The 24,429-nt window shown below is 40.7% G+C and carries 16 protein-coding genes and 1 pseudogene; 13 read left to right on the top strand and 4 right to left on the bottom strand.

All coding sequences use genetic code 11. From position 1 onward, the window contains the following. The first annotated feature begins 318 nt into the window (after window positions 1–318). The 4 genes from FKV70_RS07245 (at window position 319) to FKV70_RS07230 (ending at window position 7,160) form a co-directional block, all read left to right on the top strand. The gene (locus tag FKV70_RS07245) at window positions 319–1,551 is read left to right on the top strand and encodes a S1C family serine protease (protein WP_142612323.1); all 1,233 of its coding nucleotides are present in this window, start codon (window positions 319–321) and stop codon (window positions 1,549–1,551) included. Between the two features lie 49 nt (window positions 1,552–1,600). Further along, window positions 1,601–3,514, top strand: a complete 1,914-nt coding sequence (locus FKV70_RS07240; RefSeq protein ID WP_142612321.1) for a stalk domain-containing protein — start codon at window positions 1,601–1,603, stop codon at window positions 3,512–3,514. Between the two features lie 239 nt (window positions 3,515–3,753). Continuing rightward, entirely contained in the window at window positions 3,754–4,215 is a 462-nt protein-coding gene (locus FKV70_RS07235) for a GNAT family N-acetyltransferase (protein WP_142612319.1), read from the top strand. 434 nt (window positions 4,216–4,649) lie between these two features. Continuing rightward, window positions 4,650–7,160: a U32 family peptidase gene (locus FKV70_RS07230; protein ID WP_208738396.1), complete on the top strand. Its 2,511-nt coding sequence runs from the start codon at window positions 4,650–4,652 to the stop codon at window positions 7,158–7,160. A gap of 100 nt (window positions 7,161–7,260) precedes the next feature. On the opposite strand, the gene FKV70_RS07225 is transcribed toward FKV70_RS07230, so the two are convergent. Both FKV70_RS07225 and FKV70_RS07220 read right to left on the bottom strand, forming a co-directional pair. Further along, window positions 7,261–7,698, bottom strand: a complete 438-nt coding sequence (locus FKV70_RS07225) for a GtrA family protein (protein ID WP_269203327.1) — start codon at window positions 7,696–7,698, stop codon at window positions 7,261–7,263. 13 nt (window positions 7,699–7,711) lie between these two features. Further along, entirely contained in the window at window positions 7,712–8,743 is a 1,032-nt protein-coding gene (locus tag FKV70_RS07220; protein WP_142612315.1) for a glycosyltransferase family 2 protein, read from the bottom strand. Window positions 8,744–8,930: 187 nt separating this feature from the next. Between FKV70_RS07220 and galU the strand changes: the two genes are divergently transcribed. Further along, window positions 8,931–9,812 carry a UTP--glucose-1-phosphate uridylyltransferase GalU gene (galU, locus tag FKV70_RS07215; RefSeq protein WP_064797879.1) on the top strand — a complete coding sequence of 294 codons (882 nt, stop codon included), beginning with the start codon at window positions 8,931–8,933 and terminating at the stop codon, window positions 9,810–9,812. A gap of 89 nt (window positions 9,813–9,901) precedes the next feature. Here the strand turns inward: galU and FKV70_RS07210 are convergent, their stop codons facing one another. Next, complete coding sequence (locus FKV70_RS07210; RefSeq protein ID WP_142612314.1) at window positions 9,902–12,358, bottom strand: O-antigen ligase family protein; 2,457 nt, start codon at window positions 12,356–12,358, stop codon at window positions 9,902–9,904. Window positions 12,359–12,508: 150 nt separating this feature from the next. Here FKV70_RS07210 and FKV70_RS07205 point away from each other — a divergent pair, with 150 nt between their 5' ends. The 7 genes from FKV70_RS07205 to FKV70_RS07175 all read left to right on the top strand — a co-directional run bounded on the left by FKV70_RS07205 (window position 12,509) and on the right by FKV70_RS07175 (window position 22,396). Then, the gene (locus FKV70_RS07205) at window positions 12,509–13,297 is read left to right on the top strand and encodes an ABC transporter permease (protein ID WP_064797881.1); all 789 of its coding nucleotides are present in this window, start codon (window positions 12,509–12,511) and stop codon (window positions 13,295–13,297) included. 10 nt (window positions 13,298–13,307) lie between these two features. Continuing rightward, window positions 13,308–14,615, top strand: coding sequence for an ABC transporter ATP-binding protein (locus FKV70_RS07200; protein ID WP_142612312.1), 1,308 nt, complete (start codon window positions 13,308–13,310; stop codon window positions 14,613–14,615). Window positions 14,616–14,628: 13 nt separating this feature from the next. Continuing rightward, complete coding sequence (asnB, locus tag FKV70_RS07195; protein ID WP_064797883.1) at window positions 14,629–16,167, top strand: asparagine synthase (glutamine-hydrolyzing); 1,539 nt, start codon at window positions 14,629–14,631, stop codon at window positions 16,165–16,167. Beyond that, entirely contained in the window at window positions 16,164–16,577 is a 414-nt protein-coding gene (locus FKV70_RS07190) for an FAD synthase family protein (protein WP_016822980.1), read from the top strand. Before asnB ends, FKV70_RS07190 begins: the two co-directional genes overlap by 4 nt. 39 nt (window positions 16,578–16,616) lie before the next feature. Beyond that, entirely contained in the window at window positions 16,617–20,453 is a 3,837-nt protein-coding gene (locus tag FKV70_RS07185) for a glycosyltransferase family 2 protein (RefSeq protein ID WP_244310700.1), read from the top strand. 68 nt (window positions 20,454–20,521) lie between these two features. Next, window positions 20,522–21,640 (top strand): glycosyltransferase family 1 protein, encoded by a 1,119-nt coding sequence (locus tag FKV70_RS07180; RefSeq protein ID WP_142612308.1) that lies wholly within the window; start codon window positions 20,522–20,524, stop codon window positions 21,638–21,640. 27 nt (window positions 21,641–21,667) lie between these two features. Further along, the gene (locus FKV70_RS07175) at window positions 21,668–22,396 is read left to right on the top strand and encodes a sugar phosphate nucleotidyltransferase (RefSeq protein ID WP_142612306.1); all 729 of its coding nucleotides are present in this window, start codon (window positions 21,668–21,670) and stop codon (window positions 22,394–22,396) included. Between the two features lie 105 nt (window positions 22,397–22,501). Here FKV70_RS07175 and FKV70_RS07170 read toward each other — a convergent pair. After that, a pseudogene (locus FKV70_RS07170) lies at window positions 22,502–23,265 on the bottom strand (IS5 family transposase). Window positions 23,266–23,302: 37 nt separating this feature from the next. Between FKV70_RS07170 and FKV70_RS07165 the strand changes: the two are divergent. Next, window positions 23,303–24,394: an acyltransferase family protein gene (locus FKV70_RS07165; protein ID WP_142612302.1), complete on the top strand. Its 1,092-nt coding sequence runs from the start codon at window positions 23,303–23,305 to the stop codon at window positions 24,392–24,394. Window positions 24,395–24,429 lie beyond the last annotated feature (35 nt).

Genomic DNA, 24,429 nt, shown 5'->3' with positions numbered 1-24,429 from the left:
TGAGATTTGGATGTAGGACTCACGATTTTATTTCCGACAATATAACTAAGATATAATGTGATGGTATCATAGTTGGTTACGCCCGTAAACGAAGGAATGACCCAAAAGGTATAACGATTTTTTATTGTTTTTGCTTATTTTTTTGATATAAGGATTTGGAAAATTTATAATATAAATAGTATGAGAGGATAGGGATGCAGCAAACGGTCCTTTTTTAGAAAAAGATAGGGCTTAAAGCGATTGTATGCGTGCTCCCTCTATGGTAGATTTGGACTAACTGATAGAACAGGGTCATGTTGGAGAGGAAATGGTGAGTATATGCGTAAGATGGGGAAAAGGGCGGCTGTACTAGCTTTGGGCAGCGCTCTATGTATTTCTGGAACAGCGGGTGCAGCCAGCAGTGGAACTGCATTAAAGGCCAAGGTCATTAATGGCGGGGTCTATGTTAACGTAAGTGATATGAATAAAGCATTAGGAACCAGCGGCGCGTATAACAGCGCAAATGGTACATATACGTTATCGGCCGATCGTGTGCCGCAGGTTGTTAAAAATGTATCTCCTTCTGTAGTTGGCATTATTGGCCGTTCAGCTGAGGGAGAGACCGTAGCAGGGGGGGACCGATACAACTTGGCTCACGGCACGGGTGTCATCATTCGGGCAGATGGATGGATAGTTACGAATGCGCATGTAATCGATGGATTAGGTGATGCCGTAGTTGTAACCTCGGACGGAAAATCTTACGGGATCATCGACAGCTATAGCGATCCGATCAGCGACTTGGCGTTGATTAAAATTAAGGCAAGCGGCCTTAAGCCCGCTACCTTTGCAGCTTCTACGAACAGTTTACAGGTAGGCGAGCAGGTAGTGGCTATCGGTACGCCGATCTCTTTCTCACTTCGGAACTCGGCAACCTCAGGTGTTGTTAGCGGGCTGAACCGTGGTGTCAACGCTGCTTATCGTTTGATCCAAAGTGATACCGCGATCAATCCTGGTAACAGCGGTGGTCCATTGGTCAATCTCAAAGGTGAGGTCATCGGGATTAATACAATGAAATTCTCGGCGGTCGGGATTGAAAATATGGGCTTTTCTATTCCGGCGGATACAGTGAAATATGTTATCAATCAATTTTTCAAATATGGTGAGGTCCGGCGTGCTAGTCTTGGCCTAGGGCTTGAAGAGAGCTGGTCAGCTATCGTTGGGCTACCTACAGAGGATCCTTTGAAAGTCACGAAAGTTACTTCAGCCAATGCCGTACAGGCCAAAATCAAGGAAGGCGATGAGCTATATAGTATTAATGGCAAGCGTGTAGCCTCCGCCATCGATGTCAATGAGCTGCTTAAAAACTATCAACCAGGCCAAACGATAAGTGTACTTATGCAATCGGACGGTGATATTGTAAAGCGCAAACTGGTGCTGACACAGGATAGTGGTGAAATTTATGATTCCATTCAGTCTGGAGAAGATCATGAAGATTCGAATGAATCTGGGGCAGCTGTAGATGACAGTATGGCACCTTCGAAGGAAGCTTCAGAGCCAGCTACTGGAAAGTGAACGATAACGGCTCATGAATCTATAAAATAAAGCTAAAGGGAGATTTACCGTGAAGCATATTCAAAGAAAAATGATGCGTAAGCTGGGGGTCGGCGCTGTCGCATTGTCCCTTCTGCTTACCGCCTTGCCAGCAGTTGCAGCAGATCAAGATAAAAATCTATTGGAATTGCGTCTGCAAAGCGGTAGCAATACAGCCATTGTAAACGGTCAAAATGCGAATATTACGAAGCCCTATTCCAAAAGTGGTGCACTGATGGTGCCGGCTGGTGTGTTTAAAAAGGCATTTAACAGCAAAATCCGCCTGGCTGAAGATAATGTGGTCAAGATCACCAGTGGCACTAACGTCGTATCGCTGACGATCGGTAGCCGTACGGCCTGGGTGAGAGGTCATAAGGTAACACTTCCGGCTCCACCGGAAATGTCATCCGGCATTCTCATGGTGCCATTGCGTCAAGTAGCAGAAGGACTGGGCGGTAAGATGGAGAAGAATGGCGCAGGAATCATTGTTCGGATGAAAGCCCAGGAAGAGGCGGGCACAGTAGCTGAAGATACACCAAATATCGATAATGATGAGGGCAAGACGCAGATTGGAAACAGTTACTACGACTGGTCCATGAACTATCCAACAGGACTTGTCATCGGTCAGGGAGGTGGAGACGAGAGTATTTCCACTTTTATGGATGAGAACAGTGCATACTATATGGAAGTGCATACAGCGTCACAGCCGGTTCCACTGAATGCGGATGATCTATTGCAACAATTAGTACAGGCAGCCAAGGAAACGGGAGAAACTGTGGTGGACCGAAAATCCTTCCCGAAAGCGAAAGTTCCTTATGCTCGTGTTATTACGAAGGATGGGGACGGCGTACTATGGGAAAATCGTCAGTACTATGACAATGGACGACTGTATGTAATATATTTTTCTGATGCTAAAGCAACGAACTATAAAGATCTGGCCCAGTATGCAGGACTGCTGAACTCCTTTAAAACCTCTTTTAACGCACAGGATAAGAGTATTAAAGACTTGTCTACTGTTGTAGGGGGCACACGTGTGGCCGGAAACCCAGACTATGGTGTGTCATTCAAAATACCTGCCGGCTGGAAAATGGACGACCAGCGAATGCAATATGAAAGCAATGACGGATCGAGCTTCCACATGAAAGTCACCTCCGCTCCCGCGGATGGAAAATTGGAGAACTGGGGTCAGCAGCTGCAAAAATGGCTGAGCGATTCATTTGTGTCTACTGCTTATGAGGCACAAAAGACGTATCCGCTGAAGGTTGCAGGCGTTCAGGGATTAGTGCAGGAGTACCGCTATAATTTTGGGGATGAATGGGTCAAGCAGTACAATGTGCTGATTCAGCAAAATGGATACCGCTACCTGGCTGAATATGCAGTGCCTGAAAAAGTAAGCAAGGGAAATGACCAGTTCAACGCGATCATCTCCTCACTTCAAATCGATTTCCAAACGGTAGCGAATAACTTTGGACAATTGGAAGAGGATGACTACCTGGCGGACAAAACGAAAACGATCAAAAAGACGTCTAAAGCATATGAATATACAGTGAATATTCCACGGTATTGGACCGCGGTTAGCGATCAATTTGAATTGGGAGATATAGAGTATCAATTTACCGGAGGAAGTTTTTCCATCAAAATCGACAACGACCAATCCTTCGAATTAACGGTGTCTCAGCTTAAGGACTTCTACGATAAACAAGCCAAGAACTATAAAAACCTCAAAGTGGAGGAAGTTAAGGACGTAACGTTTGCTGGAGTTCCAGCAGTGTCCTTTACATTTCACCGTGTGGAGGAAGGTATCGGTTATACAGGTCGTCAAATCGTTCTGGAGCATAACGGTAAAACCTATACCGTGACAACAACATTAAACGATGCGAACAACACAGCGGCACAGTCTAATGCACTAGATTCGACGCTGAATTCGTTTCATTTTGTGAAGTAGAGGGTGTGGGTAAAAGATTAGTGAGTTATGTGGGAAGACGCTACGCGTGCCATTTGATCCTACGATCGCTGTTGACCCGGGATTCTTGGATTATATAAGGATTTAATAGTAAGAATCCCGGGTCAAAGGCGAACGCTGGCGCTTCTTCGGATTCAAATGGCTCGCTTCGCTAACGACCGAAATACCACTAATCTTTTAAAGAGTGAAGTAAGCTGGGAAGAGCGAAGATGTCCGACTAAATGTATAGGAGGAATCCGAACATAATTACGCTAAAGGCAGTCGATAAAAGGAATTGGGAAGAATGTGCTGAACTTGAACCGAGTCCTGAACAACAAAGATTTATGGTATCTAACCTTTACTCAATTGCCGAATGTCAGTTTTTAGATGGGTTTGTATCTAAAGCGATTTATAATGACGACGTACTGATTGGTTTTACGATGTTTGGTAAAGATCCGGATGACGGGAATTACTGGGTTTACCGATTTATGATTGACGAAAGATTTCAAGGCCGTGGTCATGGTTATAATGCAATATTGCTGGTGATCGACGAAATAAGGAAAGCCAGTGATCGGACTGATATAATCATGATTGGATATAAACCAGATAATGAATTAGCTAGAAAGCTATATGAAAAAGCAGGTTTCAGGGAAGAAGGAATATCACCCTGGGGAGAAATGCTTGCGAAGTATAGATTTGCCTAGTTAATGATGGAAGAATGCACCTCCAAAGCACCGTTGATCGGGATTGGAGGTGTTTTTGTATTTTTAGTATTATATTTTTAAAGGAATCGCTTGGAAAGTGTAGAAGCTTGGGGCGCAGTCTGGTACACTAGATTAGTTACAAGATAAGAATAATTTCTGCCGCAGATGTTTGTGATGCGGATTTTTTGAGTTGGATGCGATTTATGCAAGGGACCGATGGATCAGCGTGTGATTGATCGGACAAGATGATAGAGACAGATAGGTTTTAAAAATAAGATTCTTAGTAGAGTTCCATTCCCCTGACTGAGCATAACCCGCTTTGGAATGAGTGGATGGAGCATTCATGAGATGACCAATTAAGCAGCATAGCTGCCCTGAAAACAACGATGGTCCAATGAGGGATCATTCGTTTTCAGCATATAGGGAGGGCAATAATGAAATCAGCAGTACGAAGAGAAGATGTCGAGCTTCTGGCACCAGCAGGTGACTGGGATTGTATGCGTGCGGCGGTAGCGAACGGAGCCGATGCGATCTTTTTTGGGGTGGAAAAGTTCAACGCACGAGCACGGGCGAATAATTTTCGCATGGATGAGCTGCCCGAAATAATGGCCTTTTTGCATAGCTACGGAGTTAAGGGTTTTTTGACATTCAATATACTGGTATTTGAAAACGAGCTGGAGGACGCTAAAGAACTGGTCGATGCCTGCATAGATGCTGGAGTTGATGCCCTCATTGTTCAGGATATGGGCTTGGTGAAAATGATCCGCGACATTTCCCCGGATTTCCCGATCCATGGCTCTACCCAAATGACGATCACCTCGCCGGAGGCTGTAGAATTCACGAAGCCGTACAACATGGAGCGGGTTGTGCTAGGTCGTGAAAATAATCTAAAACAGATTCAAAAAATCGGGGATCAAGCGAGACTTCCGATGGAAGTATTCGTGCATGGAGCGTTGTGCGTATCTTATTCAGGCCAATGCCTGACTTCAGAAATGTGGGGTGGACGCTCTGCAAACCGTGGCGAGTGTGCGCAGGCATGCCGTTTGCCTTACGATCTGATGGTGGATGGAGAGCAAAAGCCGATGGCCGATGTGACATACCTGCTATCCCCCAAGGATTTGGCAGCCATTGATTTGATGCCAGAACTGATCGATGCAGGTGTAGTTTCCTTTAAAATCGAAGGACGACTGAAAACACCTGAATATGTAGCCAATGTGGTCAGCAAATATCGCAAGGCCATCGACAAGTATTTTGACGGCGATACGTCCAAGACGAGCAAAGAAGATATCCGTGAGCTGCAGCAGAGCTTTTCACGCGGCTTTACGCACGGTTTTCTGGAAGGGACGAATAACAAAAAGCTGGTGGACGGTACGTTCCCGAAAAGCCGGGGTGTGTATTTGGGCCGAGTGGAACAAATCCTTCGTGATGGCGTAGTGTGCCGGATCGACGCTCCGCTCAAGCGTGGCGATGGTATTGTATTCGATGCCGGAGATCCTACGCAAAAAGAAGAAGGCGGACGCGTATACGATATCCGCCGCAAAGGCGTGAAGATTGAAGGCGAAGCCGGAGAAGGCTGGATCGTTGACATCGTTGCAGGACGCAACGATGTGGATCTGCGCCGTGTGCACGTAGGCGACCGTGTTTGGAAGACCAACGACCCGGCGCTGGACAAGCGTCTGCGCCAGTCGTACGAAACCGAAAAGCCGTACCGTGTCTTCCCGGTATATGTGCGGGTCAGCGGCTCGCCGGGACAGCCGCTGTCAACATGGTGGACCGACGTGCAGAAGGGCACAACGGTCCGTGTGGACTCCGAGCTGGAACTTGAAATCGCCCAGAAGCGTCCGATGACGCACGAACTGCTCGAAGAGCAATTCGGTCGACTGGGCGGAACGGTGTTCCAGCTGGAGAAGCTGGAGGTCCATCTGCATGGGGACGTCATCGTGCCGATGCGCGAGCTGAACAGTATCCGCCGTCAGGCGGTGGAACTGCTCGCAGGCGAGCGCCCCAAACCGCCCGTATACACGAAGCGGGCGGTAGAGGTGTATGGCGATGCATCAGCTCCAGCATCGTCTGTGGCGCACGGTCAGGCAGAGCTGACCGCGCTGTGCCGCAGCCTCCCTCAGGTGGAGGCTGCGCTTGAGGCCGGCGTGGAGTTCATCTACGCCGACTTCGAGTTCATCAAGCAATTCCCGGCAGCTGTAGAGGCCGTGCACGGCGCTGGGCGCCGAATTGCGCTGGTGACTCCGCGTATTCACATGCCAGGCGAAAACGGATATCACAACAATATCCTGCGCCTGCAACCGGACGCTGTGCTGGTACGCAATCCAGGAGCATTGTATTTTTACATGCGTCATCGCTTGGAGAATCCGGATGCACATCATCCGCAATTGATTGGCGACTTCTCGCTGAATATAGCTAATCATAAAGCGGCTGATCTGTTCCTGGATTCCGGCTGTGACCTGGTGACACCGTCATATGATCTGAACATCCAGCAGATGGTCGATATGCTGAGACGTACACGTACCGACAAGCTTGAGATCGTTATCCAGCAGCATTTGCCGATGTTCCATACCGAACACTGCGTGTATTGTACCTTTATGAGTGAAGGCACAGACTACACCAACTGTGGTCGTCCGTGTGAGGATCATCGCGCATCCCTGCGTGATCGTATTGGGATGTCTCACCCAGTTCGCGTGGACGAAGGATGCCGTAATACAGTGTACAACGCGATTGAGCAATCAGGCGCGGAATACCTGTCTAACTTTCTGGAATTAGGCGTGTCCCGTTACCGAGTGGAATTTTTGGAGGAGACACCAGAGCAAGTTCATGAGGTTATTGATCTCTACAACCGTGCCTTGCGCGGAGAAATTAGCGGAACACAAGTATGGAAGACGCTGAAAGCGACGAATCAGTTAGGGGTTACACGTGGGCAACTGGTGAAGTAACAAAGATGCTATAGAAAAAGCAAAAAAAGGGTATGTGCTTTGACAGCACATACCCTTTTTTATCTATTAGTTTATTTAAATGATGATGGAACCTCTATTGTTATATTTTTTGGGCTCTTGTTTTTTTGGAAAAAACAATGAACTTTTGTCCGACATAATTAATTAAAGTATAAAAAACATTCCCGATTAAAATGGACACATTGCCTAGAACCTCATTGTTCTTAATACTCAAACTTGAGATCAAGAAGTGACTGATTAGATAGCTCAGACAATACGACAGTATATAGCATATTAATATAATAGAGATGAACTTCCAAATGGTCTGTCCATGGCTTGCATCATTTTTGAAAGTAAATCTCTTATTTAAGAAATAGCTTACAGTGGCGCCTACAGAATTACCAATAAAGGTCGATAACCAGTAGTTAGTCCCTAAAATATTAAAGAGCAAGAACATGACGGACATGCCGCATATTGTATTTAGAACACCTACGACAAGAAAACGGAAAAAACTATTCTGAAATAAAGTCAAATTAGTCACCTGTTCGCATCTGTTATTGGACCGCCACAGCTTCCCTTTCACTATTATTCACTTTTTTTGTGTTTTCAGTGTCTAAGGTGCTCTGGGACTCTAATATAGTTTCAATAATATATTTGGGTCTTTGTTTTACTTCTTTATATATTTTACCGATGTACTCGCCAATGAGTCCGAGTGCAACGAGCTGTAGACCCCCTATAAACCAAATGGACAACATTAAAGATGACCAACCCCAAACGGTGGTGCCAAGAAACTTGCTAATTAGGGTATAGGCAGCTATTAATAAGCTTATGCCAAACATTCCAAAACCCACGGCCGAAATAAGCCGTATCGGGGTTACGCTAAACGAGGTGATTCCGTCAAAAGCAAAAGCGAGCATTTTCTTTAAAGGATATTTGGACTCACCTGCAAAGCGTTCGTGTCGATCGTAATACACCTCAGTAGATTTATAACCTATTAATGGAACTAGACCGCGTAAAAAGAGATTTACCTCTTTAAAGTTGCTTAATTCTTGTAGAACTCTTTTGCTCATTAAACGGTAATCTGCATGATTATATACGATATTAACACCCATTTTACTCATCAGACGATAAAAGCCTTGGGCTGTTGAACGCTTGAAAAATGTATCGGTAGTTCTACTTTTTCGCACCCCGTACACGATGTCATTACCTTCATTGAATTTTATTATGAATTCTCGAATGGCATTGAGATCATCCTGCAGGTCAGCGTCGACGGATATCACACAATCTGAGTTTTTTTTAGCTTCCATTAACCCGGATAATAGAGCGTTTTGGTGACCCGCATTCTTTGCCAATTTAAGACCACTGACAAAAGGGTTTTTTAGATTATATGATGCTATGATGTCCCATGTTTGATCACGGCTGCCATCATCAACAAACAACATTTTACTATGTTTAGAAATGAGCTGACTCTCTGTCAACTCCTCAAGAATGGCGGTAAGTCTGCTTATGGTTTCAGGCAGTACTTCTTCTTCGTTATAACAGGGAATAACTAACGTTAAAACAGGGTTACTGATTATTGAATCCAAATAACTCTCTCCTCAAATTTTGGCTTATCTGGCACTCATATTTCTATCTTTTTTAGTCTATAATATGATTTACTTAAATTATATAACAATGCAATGACTAAGTGCTATAATAAACTATTAGCAATTTCCAAACGTTACTCAAACTATTGAATAATTTAGTAAGATTTGTCGAAAAGGAGTTTTACCTATGAAAATCCGTAAAGCCATTATTCCTGCTGCGGGATTAGGGACTCGGTTCCTTCCTGCGACGAAAGCGATGCCCAAAGAAATGCTTCCCATTGTAGACAAACCAACAATTCAATATATCATTGAAGAAGCTGTTGCATCTGGTATAGAGGATATCATTATCGTTACTGGTAAAGGTAAAAGAGCGATTGAGGATCACTTTGATTACTCTTTCGAGCTGGAGCATAATTTGACCTCGAAGGAAAAATGGAACCTGCTTAATGAAGTGCGCAAACCATCAGAGATGGCAGATATCCACTATATTCGTCAAAAGGAGCCTAAAGGGCTCGGGCATGCCATCTGGTGTGCACGTAAGTTTATCGGTGACGAACCCTTTGCTGTCCTTTTGGGTGATGACATCGTAGAGTCTGAGAACCCATGTCTCAAACAGATGATTGACGTGTTTGATGAATATCAGCGTTCTGTTGTAGGTGTAAAACAAGTCGATTGGAACGAGGTGCATCGTTACGGAATTGTTGAAGGTCATGCACTTACTTCCAAAATCTCTGAGGCGGAACGATTAGTGGAAAAGCCAAAGAAGGAAGAGGCTAAATCCAATTTGGCGATCATGGGACGCTATATCTTGACACCCGATATTTTCGATATCCTAGGTCAGCAATCTGCAGGAGTAGGCGGGGAGATTCAGTTAACGGATGCATTGTCCAAACTGGGAGAAAAGAGTCCGATCCTAGCCTACGAATTTGATGGTAATCGCCATGACGTTGGCGAGAAGCTGGGATTCATTGAAACGACCATTCATTATGCTCTACAGCATAACGAGATTAAGGATGAAGTATTAGCTTATATGAGACAGGTTATTCAAGAGATTGACGAACAAAAATAAACATCCCACTAAACCAAACTTTGCCTTCTCAATATAAAAAAGAGACTGTCAGGTGATGTAAAACCATCTGACAGTCTCTTTTTTCTTAACTATTTCCCCGATTTCAACTGTTCAATCTGCTCCTTCTCCTTCGGATCAGCCTGAATCAGCTTCTTATATAAAGCTTCGTCATTTTGGCCCTGTTTTTGAAGGGCAGCAACGTAATAGCGAGCAACCTCACGATTTGTAGCATCGCTCAGGTCGTCCTTCAGGCCGTTTTTGAGGATGCTTGCAGCCTCAGCAGGCTTGCCTGACATGAACTCAATTTTGCCAGTACTGAGTGCAATACCTGGAGTTACTTCAAAAGTACGTGGCAACTCAATTTCAGGTGGAATCGTCTTAAGATGGGCTACCCTATCCAAAACCTGCTGATAAGCAGCAAGACCTGTTTGGAAATACTTCTGTTCTTTGGCGGTGTTTTTTTGCTCACGTGCCTTATTACCAATAGTGTAAGCTTGGGCAATCAACATATTGTACCAGTCATTGTCCCAGTTAAAGTTGGAAATGTTATTTTCCAAAATGCTGAAGGCTTGCTCATTCTCACCTTTTGCTTGTAAAAGGTTAACTTTGGAGTTTAGCATGGTTTTATTATAAGGTTCTGCTTTCAGACCCGTATTTAATACCTCAATTGCAGCGTTATAAAATTCCTCTTTTTTCGTTTGATCATACACATTCTTGTACAGTGCAGCCAATCTTATTACCGAATCCGGATGTGTAGGTCGAAGCTCCAGATCTTTATTAATAGCACTTTGAATTTCCTCAAATGATGTGCTTACCGCCATAATTTGTTTAGCATTTGTGGCAGCATTGGCTGATTGCACGAAGCGGAGACCTGCAAAAAGCACCACGATGCTTAGAATGCCAATGACTGCACTATACAGGACCCGGAATCCCGAAGCACTCATAGACAGACGTTTAAGCGGCTTGCTGTCCATAGCAGCGGCCATACCACCGAGACTCACAAATACCAATATGCCCATGAATACGTAACTCAGATTAAAGTCTAGCAAGCTATGAAGTAAGATCGAGAGTGCCAAAATGAGATAAAGGAAGTGAGAATCCCGTTCTTCATCATTTTGTCTAATATAGTTGCGAATATATTTATAGAAGATATATAAGATAAATGACATGAAAATTACAAAACCGAGAATGCCCACTTCAACTAAATACTGCATGAAAAAGTTATGGGCCTGACGGCTAGTATAAGGATAATCCTGGTACTTTTCATATAAAGTAGCCCAACCACCACCGCCAGTTCCTATGATAGGGTGGTCTTTAATCGATTTGGCGGCATCCTGATAGAATGCCAGCCGCTCCAGCACACTATGCTGGCGGAAATTGATATTTTCTAACCGCACTTGAACATTCTCTGGTAGTACGCTGCGTAGACTGGTTCCAATTAACAGAAAAGCCAGCAAGCCAATCACCACAACGGAGCCGACAGGCAACCACAAGTTGGACAACTTCCGTGAGTTCCATCCTTTGAGGGCATTTTCCAGCTTTGGTGCCAGATAATGTTCAACAAGCCACAGTACGACAGCTACAGCCAGGGAGACACCAATAATTAGCCCCCAAGCCTTGGCAGCTTCTCCACCGTTGTAAGTCTTATTAAGTTGTAATCCCATATTTGTAATTGGCGCCAAGATAGATACTGACGCTATACCAGCAATGGCGCAATGCAAAATCCATATAATTTGGCGTGCAGGTTTAAGGAAAAGTAAAAGCAGCACGAATACGACAGGCAGCATAACCAGACCGCCCCGTGACAAAGTCAGGAATAGCGAGACCAGAATAGGCACCAACATGAAGCCGTGAATAGCTTTGCCGTACCACAGTTTTGATTTCATCAGACAGAAAACGGCAGCGAACAGGAAAGCCATTAGAAAGGCGGCATATGTATTCGCATATTGAAACACTGATGTCAGCCGGAGACCATTTGTATCTGTCATAACCGCATTGATATAGCGATTTTGATACACATATTGGCTAAACCAGCCCACCATCTTGCCGGCAAGCACCCACTGTCCGAACCAGTTAATGAAGCCAAAGCCTACGATGATATAGGCAATAGTCATAATCAGGTTGTGAATAATCTTATTGCCTAAGCGATCTTGTAGTAGGTAGATTGAGATGATAAACAGGGCAGCATATATGCACTGTACCACCACCATATTCATGGCCAGGTAATGCGAAGCTGCTGAAGTCAGTGAAAGCACATAGGTCAGGGGAAGCAGTAATACTAGCACAGCCAGCCAATCCCTTTGCTCTTCCAGCTTGAATTTCTTATAATAAGATACGATTGCCAGGATCATTAGAATCGAGGCGATGATGACAGCCCAATAAAGAGGCTTTTCAAAATCGAGCATTTGCCCATTAAAAAGTGCAGCCTGGAAGGGAGACCAAGCTAAAAACAGAATCATGCCAACAATTAACACCCAAAACATAGCCGGCCTTTTATCGTCACGGGTCGACGTTTTGGCCTGTTTCCCGTATACTGGATTCGACAAGGTTTACAATCTCCTTTTCTTGTAGATACGTCAACATTTTAGCATATAGTAGCGGTCAGAGCTATATCGCAAGAATGTACTTCCCACATATTCACATTATTGTATTATAAGAGAATTACCAAACCATGTTTAAGGTCGTGACACACTCGTATGAATTTAACTCAAAACTTTTCGAAAAATTTAAAGTTACTTTGGGAATTGTCTAAAAAGGATATTCAATCTAGGTACCTTGGTTCATTTATGGGAGTACTCTGGGCTTTTATACATCCTATGGTATCTATACTTGTTTATTGGGTCGTATTTCAGGTTGGTTTTAAAAATGTACCTATTGGTGATACTCCCTTTATTCTTTGGTTACTAACAGGCATGGTGCCGTGGTTATTCTTTTCGGAAAGCTTGTCAACTGCAACCAATAGTATTATTGAAAATAGTTATCTGGTAAAGAAAATTGTTTTCCGGGTAGGTTTACTACCAATGGTGAAAATTTTGGCTGCCCTTTTTGTCCATGTGTTTTTCATCATTGTTCTTTTCATTATGTTCAAAATATACAATGTTGATTTTACGATTTATAATCTTCAGATCCTTTATTATTTATTGGCCACGATTTTTCTTTCCTTGTCCATTTCTTACATAACAGCGACATTGGTTGTTTTTGTAAAGGATGTTGGTCAAGTTGTTGCGGTATTTATTCAGCTATTCTTTTGGCTTACGCCGATCTTCTGGAATTTAAATATTGTTGAGGATAAATATCAGTTTTTCTTTAAACTAAACCCTGTTTTTTATATCGTTGAAGGATATCGGGATACTTTTATTAATCACAAATGGTTCTGGGAGCATCCATCCATGACGATCTACTTTTGGGCTATTGTGATCATCGCAGGTACGATAGGAATCAAAATTTTCAAAAAAATGAAATCTCATTTTGCTGATGTATTGTGAGGAGAAAAGTATGACTCAAACGGAATCAGTTGCTGTAGAGGTTAATAATGTCACTAAAATATATAAAATATATGATAATCCCAATGAGCGTTTAAAAGAGGCCATTCATCCCTTCAAAAAGAAATATCATTCTGATTTTAAAGCCATTAACGACCTTTCCTTTACTATTAAAAAAGGACAAGCGATTGGTATTATCGGTAAAAATGGTTCAGGCAAATCCACTCTTTTAAAAATGATTACTGGCGTAATTACGCCTACCAGCGGAAGCATTAAGGTGAATGGAAAAATTGCAGCTCTGCTGGAACTCGGGGCGGGGTTTAACCCGGACTTAACCGGGATGGAAAATATTTATTTAAATGGTACGCTTATGGGCTATAGCAAAGCGGAAATGGATGAGAAGGTAGAAGATATTACATCCTTTGCGGATATTGGGGACTTCATTAATCAACCTGTCAAAATGTACTCCAGCGGTATGTTTGCCCGCCTAGCATTTGCAGTAGCTATCAATGTTGATCCTGACATTTTGATTGTGGATGAGGCCTTGTCTGTTGGAGATATTTATTTCCAGGCCAAATGTATCACGAAAATGAAGGAGCTCTCCAAAAAGAGCACCGTTTTATTTGTTTCTCATTCCATGGATACCATTAAGAGTTTTTGTGATACAGCTTTGCTTATTGATAAGGGGAACATGGTCGAAATTGGCCCAGTGAAACGTGTAGCACAAATTTATGAAAATATTATTAACCAGGAAATTGCTGATATGAAGCGCGTCCAATCTTTGGATATATTCGTGAATTCTGAAACGGATAAGAAGAGTACGTTGTTGTTGTTAGAAGAGGACCCTGCTTTTGCAAAACGTGCCAATGAGTTTCGCTCTGGAACGGGAGATGCACGATTTATAAGAGCAGACTTGTTAGTCAATGGAGAAGTAGTAAATCAGGTTCCTTTTGGCGAAATGGTTACTTTGCGTTTGCTGGCACAATATTATAAAGATATTGATTCTGAGGGAACCATTGGCTACATGGTTAGAAACCATACAGGTGTAGATGTGTTTGGCATGAATATTTATAATAAGGCAAAATTAGTCCCGAAAATGCAAGCAGGGGGCATTCTTGAGGTTAATTTTAATTTCCGTAATCTATTGTCTGAAAGTGGTAAATACACCATCTCTATTGGCTTGAAGCCTAAGCCGTTTGAGCCTCTTTATTTGGATAGCGTAAGTATAGCAGCTGTTTTTGAGGTTCCTAAGCCAGAAAATAATTACGTACCAGGTTTAATATTTGTAGATAATACAATAGATTTGCAAGTCATTAATTAGGGCTGGTGATAAAATGTGTGGGATTTTGTTTTCTAATGTAGCTATAGATAAAAAAGCATTTCGTAATTCATTAAGTATAATGAAACATCGGGGGCCTACGGCCCCACTTTGCATATACCAGAATGAAAATTTTATGCTTGGTCACAACAGGTTAAGCATTTTAGATCTAGATCAGAGAAGTGATCAGCCTTTTTTTTCTGATGATGGAAGATATGCGATTATATTTAATGGAGAAATCTATAATTATAAAGAATTAGCTTCTGCATATTCAATTCAAATGAGAACAAACTCAGATACTGAACTTTTATTGAAGCTTTACATTCAATATGGTCCCCGAATGTTGAATTGGCTTAATGGAATGTTCAGTTTTATTGTTTTAGACGTCCAGCAGAAATCATTTTTTGTAGCACGAGATCGTATGGGGGTAAAGCCGCTTTACTACAATAGGAATGGTGAAGAGTACATCTTTAGCTCTGAAATTGCTCCCCTGCTCCCACTAGTTCATAGCGTTTCTTTAGATCAAGCAGCTATAAGGCAATATAAAAAAATGAGATGTTTTTTTAATAATCGGACTATCTATAATGAAATAAAAGAATTCCCGCCAGGATATTACTATGAGAATGGCGAATTTATTAAATATTGGGAACTTGATTATTCAGAGAAAGAGCCGCCTTCAGATGAGGAACTTGAGTATTTAATTCGTTCTGCAGTAGAGTATCGCAAGATCGCAGATGTTGAAATTGGAAGTTACCTAAGCGGAGGCTTGGATAGCACGATTATTACCGCACTTGCTGGGGTAGAGCATACATGGACTGTTGGCTTTGAAGATTATAATGAGTTCCAGTGGTCTGAAATCGCAGCAACAAGATACAACACTATTCATCATCCGATATTGTTTGATCCTGATCGCTTTTTATCATTAGCTCGTGAACTTGTGCTTGTAAAAAAAGAACCACTGTCTGTGCCCAACGAAGTGCTGCTGTATCATATGACACAACAAGCATCTGCTAAAAACACAGTCATCTTAAGTGGAGAAGGCGCTGATGAACTTTTCTATGGATATGACCGTATTTTCAGATGGGCTAGCAGCACCACAGACTTTGATATCCAAGCTTTTAGTGATCTCTACACCTATGGATCGGAAGAGGATTTAGAGATTGTAGAAGATGCATTAGCACCTTTTATGAACCTGAAGTGCCCTCAAAAAATCGTAGCTGCATTCTTTCAACAAGCCCATTTACGAGGGTTACTTAAAAGATTGGATAGTGCCTCAATGTTAAATTCGGTTGAAGCAAGATCTCCTTTCTTGGACTACAGATTAATTGAAAGGCTTGCAGGTGTAGATGCTCAGTATAAGATGAGGGATGGGGTTGTTAAGGCTCCGCTCAAGAGAATTTTTAAAGATATCGTCCCAGCAGAGATTGTAAACAGAAAAAAGGTGGGTTTTCCTGTTCAACTTGAAAGAGTCCTATCTTCTGAAAAAATTGAAGGGAAGACGACATTCGACAAATGGTTTAACTTCAATTTAAATACGTTAGGAGAAATCTTATGATTATCGGCTATACTTCCGGAGTCTTCGATTTATTTCATATTGGACATTTGAATTTGTTGAGAAATGCTAAGTCACTCTGTGACAAGCTCATTGTGGGTGTGACCACAGATGAGTTGGTTTCATATAAGTACAAAAAAGCGGTCATTCCTTTTGAGGAACGAATTGAGATTGTTAGAAATATCAAATTTGTTGATACTGTAATTCCTCAGGACTCAATGGATAAATTTGAGGTTTGGCAAAAATTAAAGTATGACGTAATGTTCGTTGGTGATGATTGGTTTCAAAATGAACGTTGGGACCAGTATGAGTTGCAGTTTAAGGAAGTTGGAGTGAAAATTATATATTTTCCCTATACGAAGAGTACATCATCAACTTTACTGAATGAGACATTACTGAAATTAAGAAAATAAGTGGATTTTTGCCTGAAAGGAAGAGGTTTTACAGTGAATATGAACAGATCTATAGCTTTTGTCATTCACAATCTTGTTTTATATGAAACGATTAAGCCTTTAATTGAGGAATGTGAAAAAAAGCAGATCGTTTGTGATATTTATGTCCCTCACATTGAAGAAGATGATTGGGGAGACATGTCCTTAGATACCTATCATTACTTAAAGAACAACGGTATAAACGTGACTCTAACAAGCGCTGTACCTGACAAAACATATAAAATAGCCTTCTATCCTTACCTCCCCTATTATTTGGAAGTTAAGTCCGATTATAAGTTCAGATATCAGTATGGAATGGCTAAACCAAACTGGAATTTAGATACATGGAGTCGGAATTTTGATTTCATCTTTTGTAATGGGATGTATGATTCCTCGGTTCTGACAGCGTACACTCAGACTGAAATCGTAGGAATGATTAAATATGCCAACTTTCAAAGGATGAGACATAAAACAGATAAATATAGTTTGCTCTATTTGCCTACGTATGGGAATGAGTCGTCTATTGAGCTTGTGATGAACCACATTGAAGAGATTTCAGATATCTTTAATATGAAGGTGAAATTACATCATGGCACTTCTTTTTTGGAGCATGATCGGGTTAATCTAGTTAAATCTCGTGTTCCTGAAGTACTTGATCACAAAGCTTCTCTTGTTCATTTAATAGAGGAAGCAGATGTAATATTATCAGACGGCTCTGGGGCTATATTTGATGCACTATTTACGGATACTCCAATTGTAATATTTCAGCATCCTCAAACAGAATCGTTCGAGGGAATTTTACCTTTGGAAGAACAAATAGTTCAGCAAAATATTGTTCCTTTTGTGAGTGATAACGGTAATATTAAGCAAACTTTACTTAATGCAATCTTAGATGAGCAACTAATACAACAAAGAAGGAAATTTACTTTAGAGATGTTTCCGGTCAAAGGAAGAGAGACGATAGATAAGTGTATGGATGTAATTAATAGGTTTTTAAAAGATGACGTAGACCATGCTTATAGAGCAGGGCATACACGTCTGAATAATGAGTTCAATGCATTACAAAACCTTAATGAAAATCAGAGCCAAGAAATTGAACAGCAAAAACAACGAGTAGCTGAGCATGCGGATCAGATTAACACATTGATTCAAACGCGTGACCATCAGGAAAATGTAATAAACAGCATGTCAGCAGATTTTAAATCTCTGTCAGAAAAGAAAGATGAATTAGAACAAAAATATGTTCAACTCACAGAGGATTATAATGATGAAAAAAATAATTTGGATATTTTGAATCATCAATATAGACAATTATTTGGTCAATATAATGAACTGAACACCCAGTTCTGTGAGTTGCAAGAATATAATGGAAGACTGTCTACAGAGCTTCATAATATTTATAACTCTAAAAGGTGGAAAATGGCAAATAAACTTAAACATATTTTACACAAATCCAAAATGATATATGTTCTTAAGGGATACAGAGTATGGAAAAACTATGGCACTACGATCTTGCTGAAAAAGATTAAATCTAAAGTGTCGCATAAGATTAAGCGGGCTAACACAGGAGATCAGCCTGTTGATCTGCGCAAAGATGAAGGGAATTACAATCAGTTATTAACTTGGTATGAGTATAAATTTTATAATTATAAAGTAGCTAAAGACAATTCATTTTCTCTGGCACTGGATAAGTTTGAGACTGCATTTGAGAAAGATCTTATATCGATTGTCCTTCCTGTATATAACGGTGAGGATTATGTATCAAAAGCTATTGATAGTATTCTGCAGCAATCTTATAAGTATTTTGAACTCATTATTATTAACGATGGTTCAAAAGATAAAACGGCAGAAATTATTGATGCGTATGCGAAAGCAGATCATCGTATTAGGGTAGTCCATCAGGAAAATCGTAAAATACCAAGAACATTATCGAGAGGTTTTAAACTTGCTAAGGGTGAGTATCATACGTGGACCAGTGCAGATAATATTCTACCTGAACATTTCTTGGAGAAGATGGTCGCTGATCTTAAACGTGATGAAAATATTGGTATGGTATATGCGAACATGAGGTTAATTGACTCGGACGGCCAAGTAATTTCCAACCATGGCTGGTATGAAGAACCACAGTTCAGTGGCAATGTTATGCTACCTAAGTCTGCATTGGAACTAAATGTATATCCTAACAATACGATTGGTGCGGCCTTTATGTATAGGGCCAAGGTAACTCACTTATTAGGCGACTATTCTAGCTATAAGCATACCCTTGAAGATTATGATTACTGGATGAGAGTGAACTCCTTATTTGAGCTCAAACATGTGACGTTCGATGAGCCTATATATGATTATCGCTGGCATGACAAATCATTGACCGCTTCAGATCAAGAACTTGGCATCACATCTAACAGATATAAACTCATGGTACTTGATGATTTTAGAAGAGATTTTTATCTGACCCCATTAGTTTGGATTATTGAGGGAGATGCTGCTAAAGTTAGTGAGTTTAAGAAATATGTTCTGGCTAAAGGTCATACCGTGGTTGGAAGAGATGAACTGAATACAATTATTGGTCTTAATTTGGCAACGCCTATTTGCTATTTATATATTAAAACAGGCGAAGTCCATAATTTTGAATTTATAGATTCTAATGCCTCATCGTCTATGTATGCACTGCTTATAGATAAATCAGAGCATACCGCAGATACATTCGTAGCTGACTATCCTTGGGATCTGAAAATAAAGGATAAAATGAATGGTGAGACGGATAGCAACTATGACTTTTTTGCACAGGAGACGGAAGTTCTGTTCTCTCTTATAAATACCAAGGTTAAAAACGATCACTTATATCGCATTGAGGCGGTAATTGAAAGTGAACCCGTCTATAAAAAGGGATTATCCGTTATTATTTGCACATACCAGCGGAGTGAGAAACTATCAAATGCGATTAAATCTGTGATAGAACAGTCGTTGGATAAAGCAAGCTATGAAATTATTGTTGTAAATAATGATTATCAGAATGATGAGATTCATCATCTGGTTCGTGAGTTCAGAACAACCTATAATATTGACGAGTCCTTCCTACGGTATATGGAGGCTCCATTAAAAGGTCTTTCCTTTGCGCGTAATGTTGGTTTGTTTGGAGCAGAGGGTGAAGTCATACTCTATATTGATGATGATGCTATCGCAAACTCCGACTTGCTTGAAGAGACCGTCAGAGGCTTCTCAGATCGTCCCGATATCGGAGTTATGGGTGGGAATATTATACTCAATTTACATGAGGAACGTCCCGAAGTGGTTAAACCAGGTACTGAAGCATACTGGAGTCAGCTTATTGTGGAAGGCGAAGAAATTATCGATTCTAACTTTCAGTGGGAGTTTCCTTATGGAGCCAACTTTGCGGTTAGACATGCTGCGTTAATGCGAATTGGTGGCTTTAGAAGCGCTTATGGGCGTAAAGGAAACAATTACGCTGGAGGAGAAGAAATTGTCGTATCTTTTGCTATGAAAGAAATCGGTTATAAGGTTGGTCTTAATCCGAAGATGAAAGTCATTCATGATGTGGACACCTCCCGATATACGGTTGAGCATGTTAGAAAGACAATGCGAAATAGTATTTTAACCAATTACCAATTGCAAAAGGATCTGTATGCGCCAATGGAATCGGATATTGAGGCAGATAAGAATCACCTTGAAATTGTTAAAGCTGAATTAGATCATTTGCAGAAGACTCCAGTTAAAAATCGAGATGTGGAGATTGATATCTTGTATAAAAAGTACACAATCGAAGCATATGAAGAGCTGATACAAATGAAGGAAAATGATATGAATACGCGAAGACAGTTGGCAGGAGCGTATAGATAATTAATAAAACTTTAAAGGCGCCTCTTTTATAAAATAAGGGGCGCCTTTATTAGTATGGAGCGGTTAAATTGAAAATTTTATATTTCTCTCCAATCTATTGGGATGATTTAAAACAGCGTCCGCAACATTTAGCTGAAGAGCTTGCTATGATACCAGGGGTTCACATCACCTTTGTAGAACCATCCATTAGCATACTTAATAGTATTGCAAGGCAGAACTCAGATTATAAACAAAGAGAACAAACCATTAATGATAGTCTTCAAATATTCAGGCCTTCAGGCAGTCTGAGATTGCCTAGAAGCTTTGAAAGCATAGACATATTCCGTATGAATCAATGGTTTGAAAAGAGACAATTAAAAGACTTAGTTTCCAATGCAGATATCATTTGGTTGGGGAGTCCTGTTTTTTATCCTCTTATTAAACAAAATAAGAAGAAGATTGTATTTGATCGCATGGACGACTACGTATTTCTAACTAACAATGTATTGATGAAGAAGTTACTTAAAAAGTGGGAACTTGAATTACTGGCCAAGGCGGATCTTGTTATTTCTACGAGCAATGATTTGCATAAGCATTCCCTATCATTGAATAAACAATCTTATTTAGTGAAAAATGCTGTGGATACAGCTATACTAAACATAAATGTAAATAGCTTAGTTGCTAGTGACTTGAGACGATTAAAGCATGAGGGCTACCATATTTTTGGCTATGTAGGAGCGATTGACCACTGGTTTGATGTAGAAGCGGTTAAGGCTATTACAGAATTTGATGAAAAGTTTGTTGTATGTTTGGTTGGAAGAAATAATCTGGACTATAATTTTGAGCAGCATAGTGGGATCAAGTACTATAGCCCTGTTCCAAAATCAGAAATTGGTGCGATTATTGATGTTTTTGATGTTTGTTTATACCCCTTTTTGAGGAATTCGGATAGAATTGATACGATTAATCCAGTAAAAGTTTATGAGTATCTTAGCCTGAATAAAGTGACTTTAGCTGTGCAGAGTGAGGAAACTAAACTATTAGATCAGAAAGGGGTCTATCTATATCGTAGTTTAGAAGAGATGAGGGAATATTTAGCAGATATAGATACCCTGCAACGGCCTTTTTATGATCAGGAGCAACTAGAAAACTTCATAGTCCACAACAATTGGGAAGCTCGTGCAAAAACCATTATGGAGCAACTATAAAAGAGCTTCAATAGGAGGAAGTTAGATATGAAAGGGATTATATTAGCTGGAGGAACTGGCTCTAGATTGTACCCGCTTACTAAAGTTACAAACAAACATTTGCTGCCAATTGGTAAATATCCGATGATTTATTACTCTATTGACAAGCTCAAAAAGGCGAACATAAACGATATTTTGATCGTTACCGGAAAGGAACATATGGGAGATGTAGTTAATCTCTTAGGAAGCGGGGGCGACCTTGGAGTTACGCTGACTTATAAAGTACAAGATGAGGCTGGGGGAATTGCGCAGGCTTTGCTTTTAGCTGAGCAATTTGTTGGCAATGACAAGATGGTTGTGATTTTGGGGGACAATGTTTTTAAAGATGATATAACCTCGTTCGTTGAAAAATTCAAGCTTCAAGAATCAGGAGCGAAATTGCTACTTCATAAAGTGCCTGATGCTAATCGCTATGGAGTACCAGAATTACAAGGAAATAACATTGTCAATATTGAGGAGAAGCCGAAGATCCCTAAAAGTGATTATGCAGTTACGGGCATTTATATGTTTAACCACTCAGTGTTCGATATTATTAAGACCTTAACCCCTTCAGCAAGAGGAGAATATGAAATCACAGATGTTAATAACGCTTATATCCAACGAAACCAACTTACATTTGATATTTTAGAAAATTGGTGGACTGATGCGGGAACACATACTTCATTGATGCTTGCTAACAAATTAGTAAGTGAAATGGATTATGACCTTTTTTCTTAGGATGATCGCAGTACTAAAGAATCCATTGAGATATTAATGACATAAAGAAAGTGAGACTTTATAAATGCAAATTGTGCATTCTCCAACTAGGGTCTGTACGCAAACCTATTTAAGCCATAAACGAATAGAAAGTAGCGTCAAAAAAGCCATGAACATGTTCGCTGTTTTTTCATAGCGAGTAGCCAGGCGTCGATAGTTTTTAACTTTGTTGAAAAAGCATTCAACTAAGTGTCGCTCTTTATACGTCTCCGAATCTAGCGGACGCTTTACCCGCCGATTGCGTTTGCATGGGATCACCGGAGTAATGGATCGGCTTTGCAAAAGCTCTAAAATGGCATTGGTATCGTAGGCGCGATCCGCTAACACTTCTCCCGGGCAAACGTCCAGTCCATGAAGAAGGCGATAGCCCGTGACCGAATCGTGGTCTTGTCCTGGCGTCAATTCGAAACGCAGCGGATAGCCAAGCGCATCCACCATCGCATGAATTTTGGTGGTTAATCCTCCGCGCGAACGCCCGATGGCTTGCCGATCCTGCCCCCTTTTGCGCCCGCTCCATGCTGATGGACGCGAACGATGGTAGCATCAATCATCACTTGCTCCCAATCGGGTTCGATGGCGACATGCTTCAAGATTTCATTCGAAATATTCGCTTTTTGTAACCGCCAGAAAAAACTATAGGCAGAAGACCAACGACCATACGTACTCGGTAAATCTCGCCATGGCGCTCCCGTTCGAGCAACCCATAGCACGGCATTCAGCATCTGACGCCGATCTTTAGGTGGACGTCCTCCTTGTTTTTTTCGGGCCGGGGGCAGCAAGGGTTCAAGGATATTCCATTCTTCATCTGTTAACTCATATCTTCGTCTCATATTCCTTATTTTACTAGATTTTTATGGGCTCTACAGTTTGCGTACAGGCCCTAGAATAAAGTGGGTAGATGTATTAAAGGGACTGGCAATTATTTTTTTAGTCTTCTCCCACTTGGTACCTCATGGTTTTAAAGGGAATGAGTCGATGGATAAAAGCTTTATTATAGGTTATTTTTATTCCTTCCATATGCCTCTTTTCTTTTTTGCTTCTGGGTTTACCTCTAATTTTCAAAAGTATAAGTTTAGTAGTTTTTTGTGGTCTAAAATCAAAACAATCCTTTTACCATATACGACTCTTTATATATGTTCCTTATTGTATTTTGGTTGGATGCATTGGATGGGGATTGTCGGAACACTTGATCCAATGGTTGTTATTGAAACTTTTTTATATGCAGATGGGAATCACCTGGGTATTCTTAATATGTCTCTATGGTTCCTACCTTGTCTCTTCTTGGCCCAAATCATTTCGTACTTAGTTTTGAAAATTTCCTCAAAGAGAAGTTATATGTATGTATTTTGGATATTGCTAACTATTTTAGGGGCATTTTTAAGTAAGCTTGACACACATGCACTTCCCTGGTCATTTGGTACGTCCGTTAATGCAGCTTCTTTAATTATTTGTGGTTATTTATTTAAATTAAACGAACAATTTTTTATCGAAAAACTTAAAATTAATAAACCATACATTGCTTATACTGGTGGATTCTTGGGTCTTTTATTATTTTTAATAAATGATAAACCAGGCATGTCAGGAAATTACTATGGACATAATTATGTGTTATTTTATCTGTCGGTACTGGGCAGTCTAGTGTTCTATATTTACTTATCCAAAAAAATTGAGTCATCTAGCTTGTTGTCCTATTTTGGTAAAAATTCTTTAGTTATATTTGGTCTGCATGGGCTAATACTTAGCTTCTGGGAGAATGTGAATTTTTACGAGATGTTTTCTGTTAAAACAAATATGTATTTAGATGGAATTTCATTTGTTGTTATTTCTACCTTGCTTGTCTTTTTAAGCTGTGTCCTTTTTATTGAAATATTTAATAGATTCTTACCATTCCTGATCGGCAAAAATTTTAGTTTTGGCAATTCTAAAATAATAACTACAATTCCTAATAAGAATGTATAACGATTAACTTAAAAAAGCCCCCGATTTTTATTCGA

The organism is Paenibacillus ottowii (genome assembly GCF_006874425.1).
GTDB lineage: Bacteria > Bacillota > Bacilli > Paenibacillales > Paenibacillaceae > Paenibacillus > Paenibacillus ottowii.
Note: the sequence above shows the minus strand (reverse complement) of the source record. Positions and strands in the feature narration are given on the sequence as shown.

Coding starts and splice junctions, on each gene's coding strand:
- FKV70_RS07245 (WP_142612323.1), top strand. CDS start 319: ATGCGTAAGATGGGGAAAAGGGCGGCTGTACTAGCTTTGGGCAGCGCT.
- FKV70_RS07235 (WP_142612319.1), top strand. CDS start 3,754: ATGTATAGGAGGAATCCGAACATAATTACGCTAAAGGCAGTCGATAAA.
- FKV70_RS07230 (WP_208738396.1), top strand. CDS start 4,650: ATGAAATCAGCAGTACGAAGAGAAGATGTCGAGCTTCTGGCACCAGCA.
- galU (WP_064797879.1), top strand. CDS start 8,931: ATGAAAATCCGTAAAGCCATTATTCCTGCTGCGGGATTAGGGACTCGG.
- FKV70_RS07205 (WP_064797881.1), top strand. CDS start 12,509: ATGAATTTAACTCAAAACTTTTCGAAAAATTTAAAGTTACTTTGGGAA.
- FKV70_RS07200 (WP_142612312.1), top strand. CDS start 13,308: ATGACTCAAACGGAATCAGTTGCTGTAGAGGTTAATAATGTCACTAAA.
- asnB (WP_064797883.1), top strand. CDS start 14,629: ATGTGTGGGATTTTGTTTTCTAATGTAGCTATAGATAAAAAAGCATTT.
- FKV70_RS07190 (WP_016822980.1), top strand. CDS start 16,164: ATGATTATCGGCTATACTTCCGGAGTCTTCGATTTATTTCATATTGGA.
- FKV70_RS07185 (WP_244310700.1), top strand. CDS start 16,617: ATGAACAGATCTATAGCTTTTGTCATTCACAATCTTGTTTTATATGAA.
- FKV70_RS07175 (WP_142612306.1), top strand. CDS start 21,668: ATGAAAGGGATTATATTAGCTGGAGGAACTGGCTCTAGATTGTACCCG.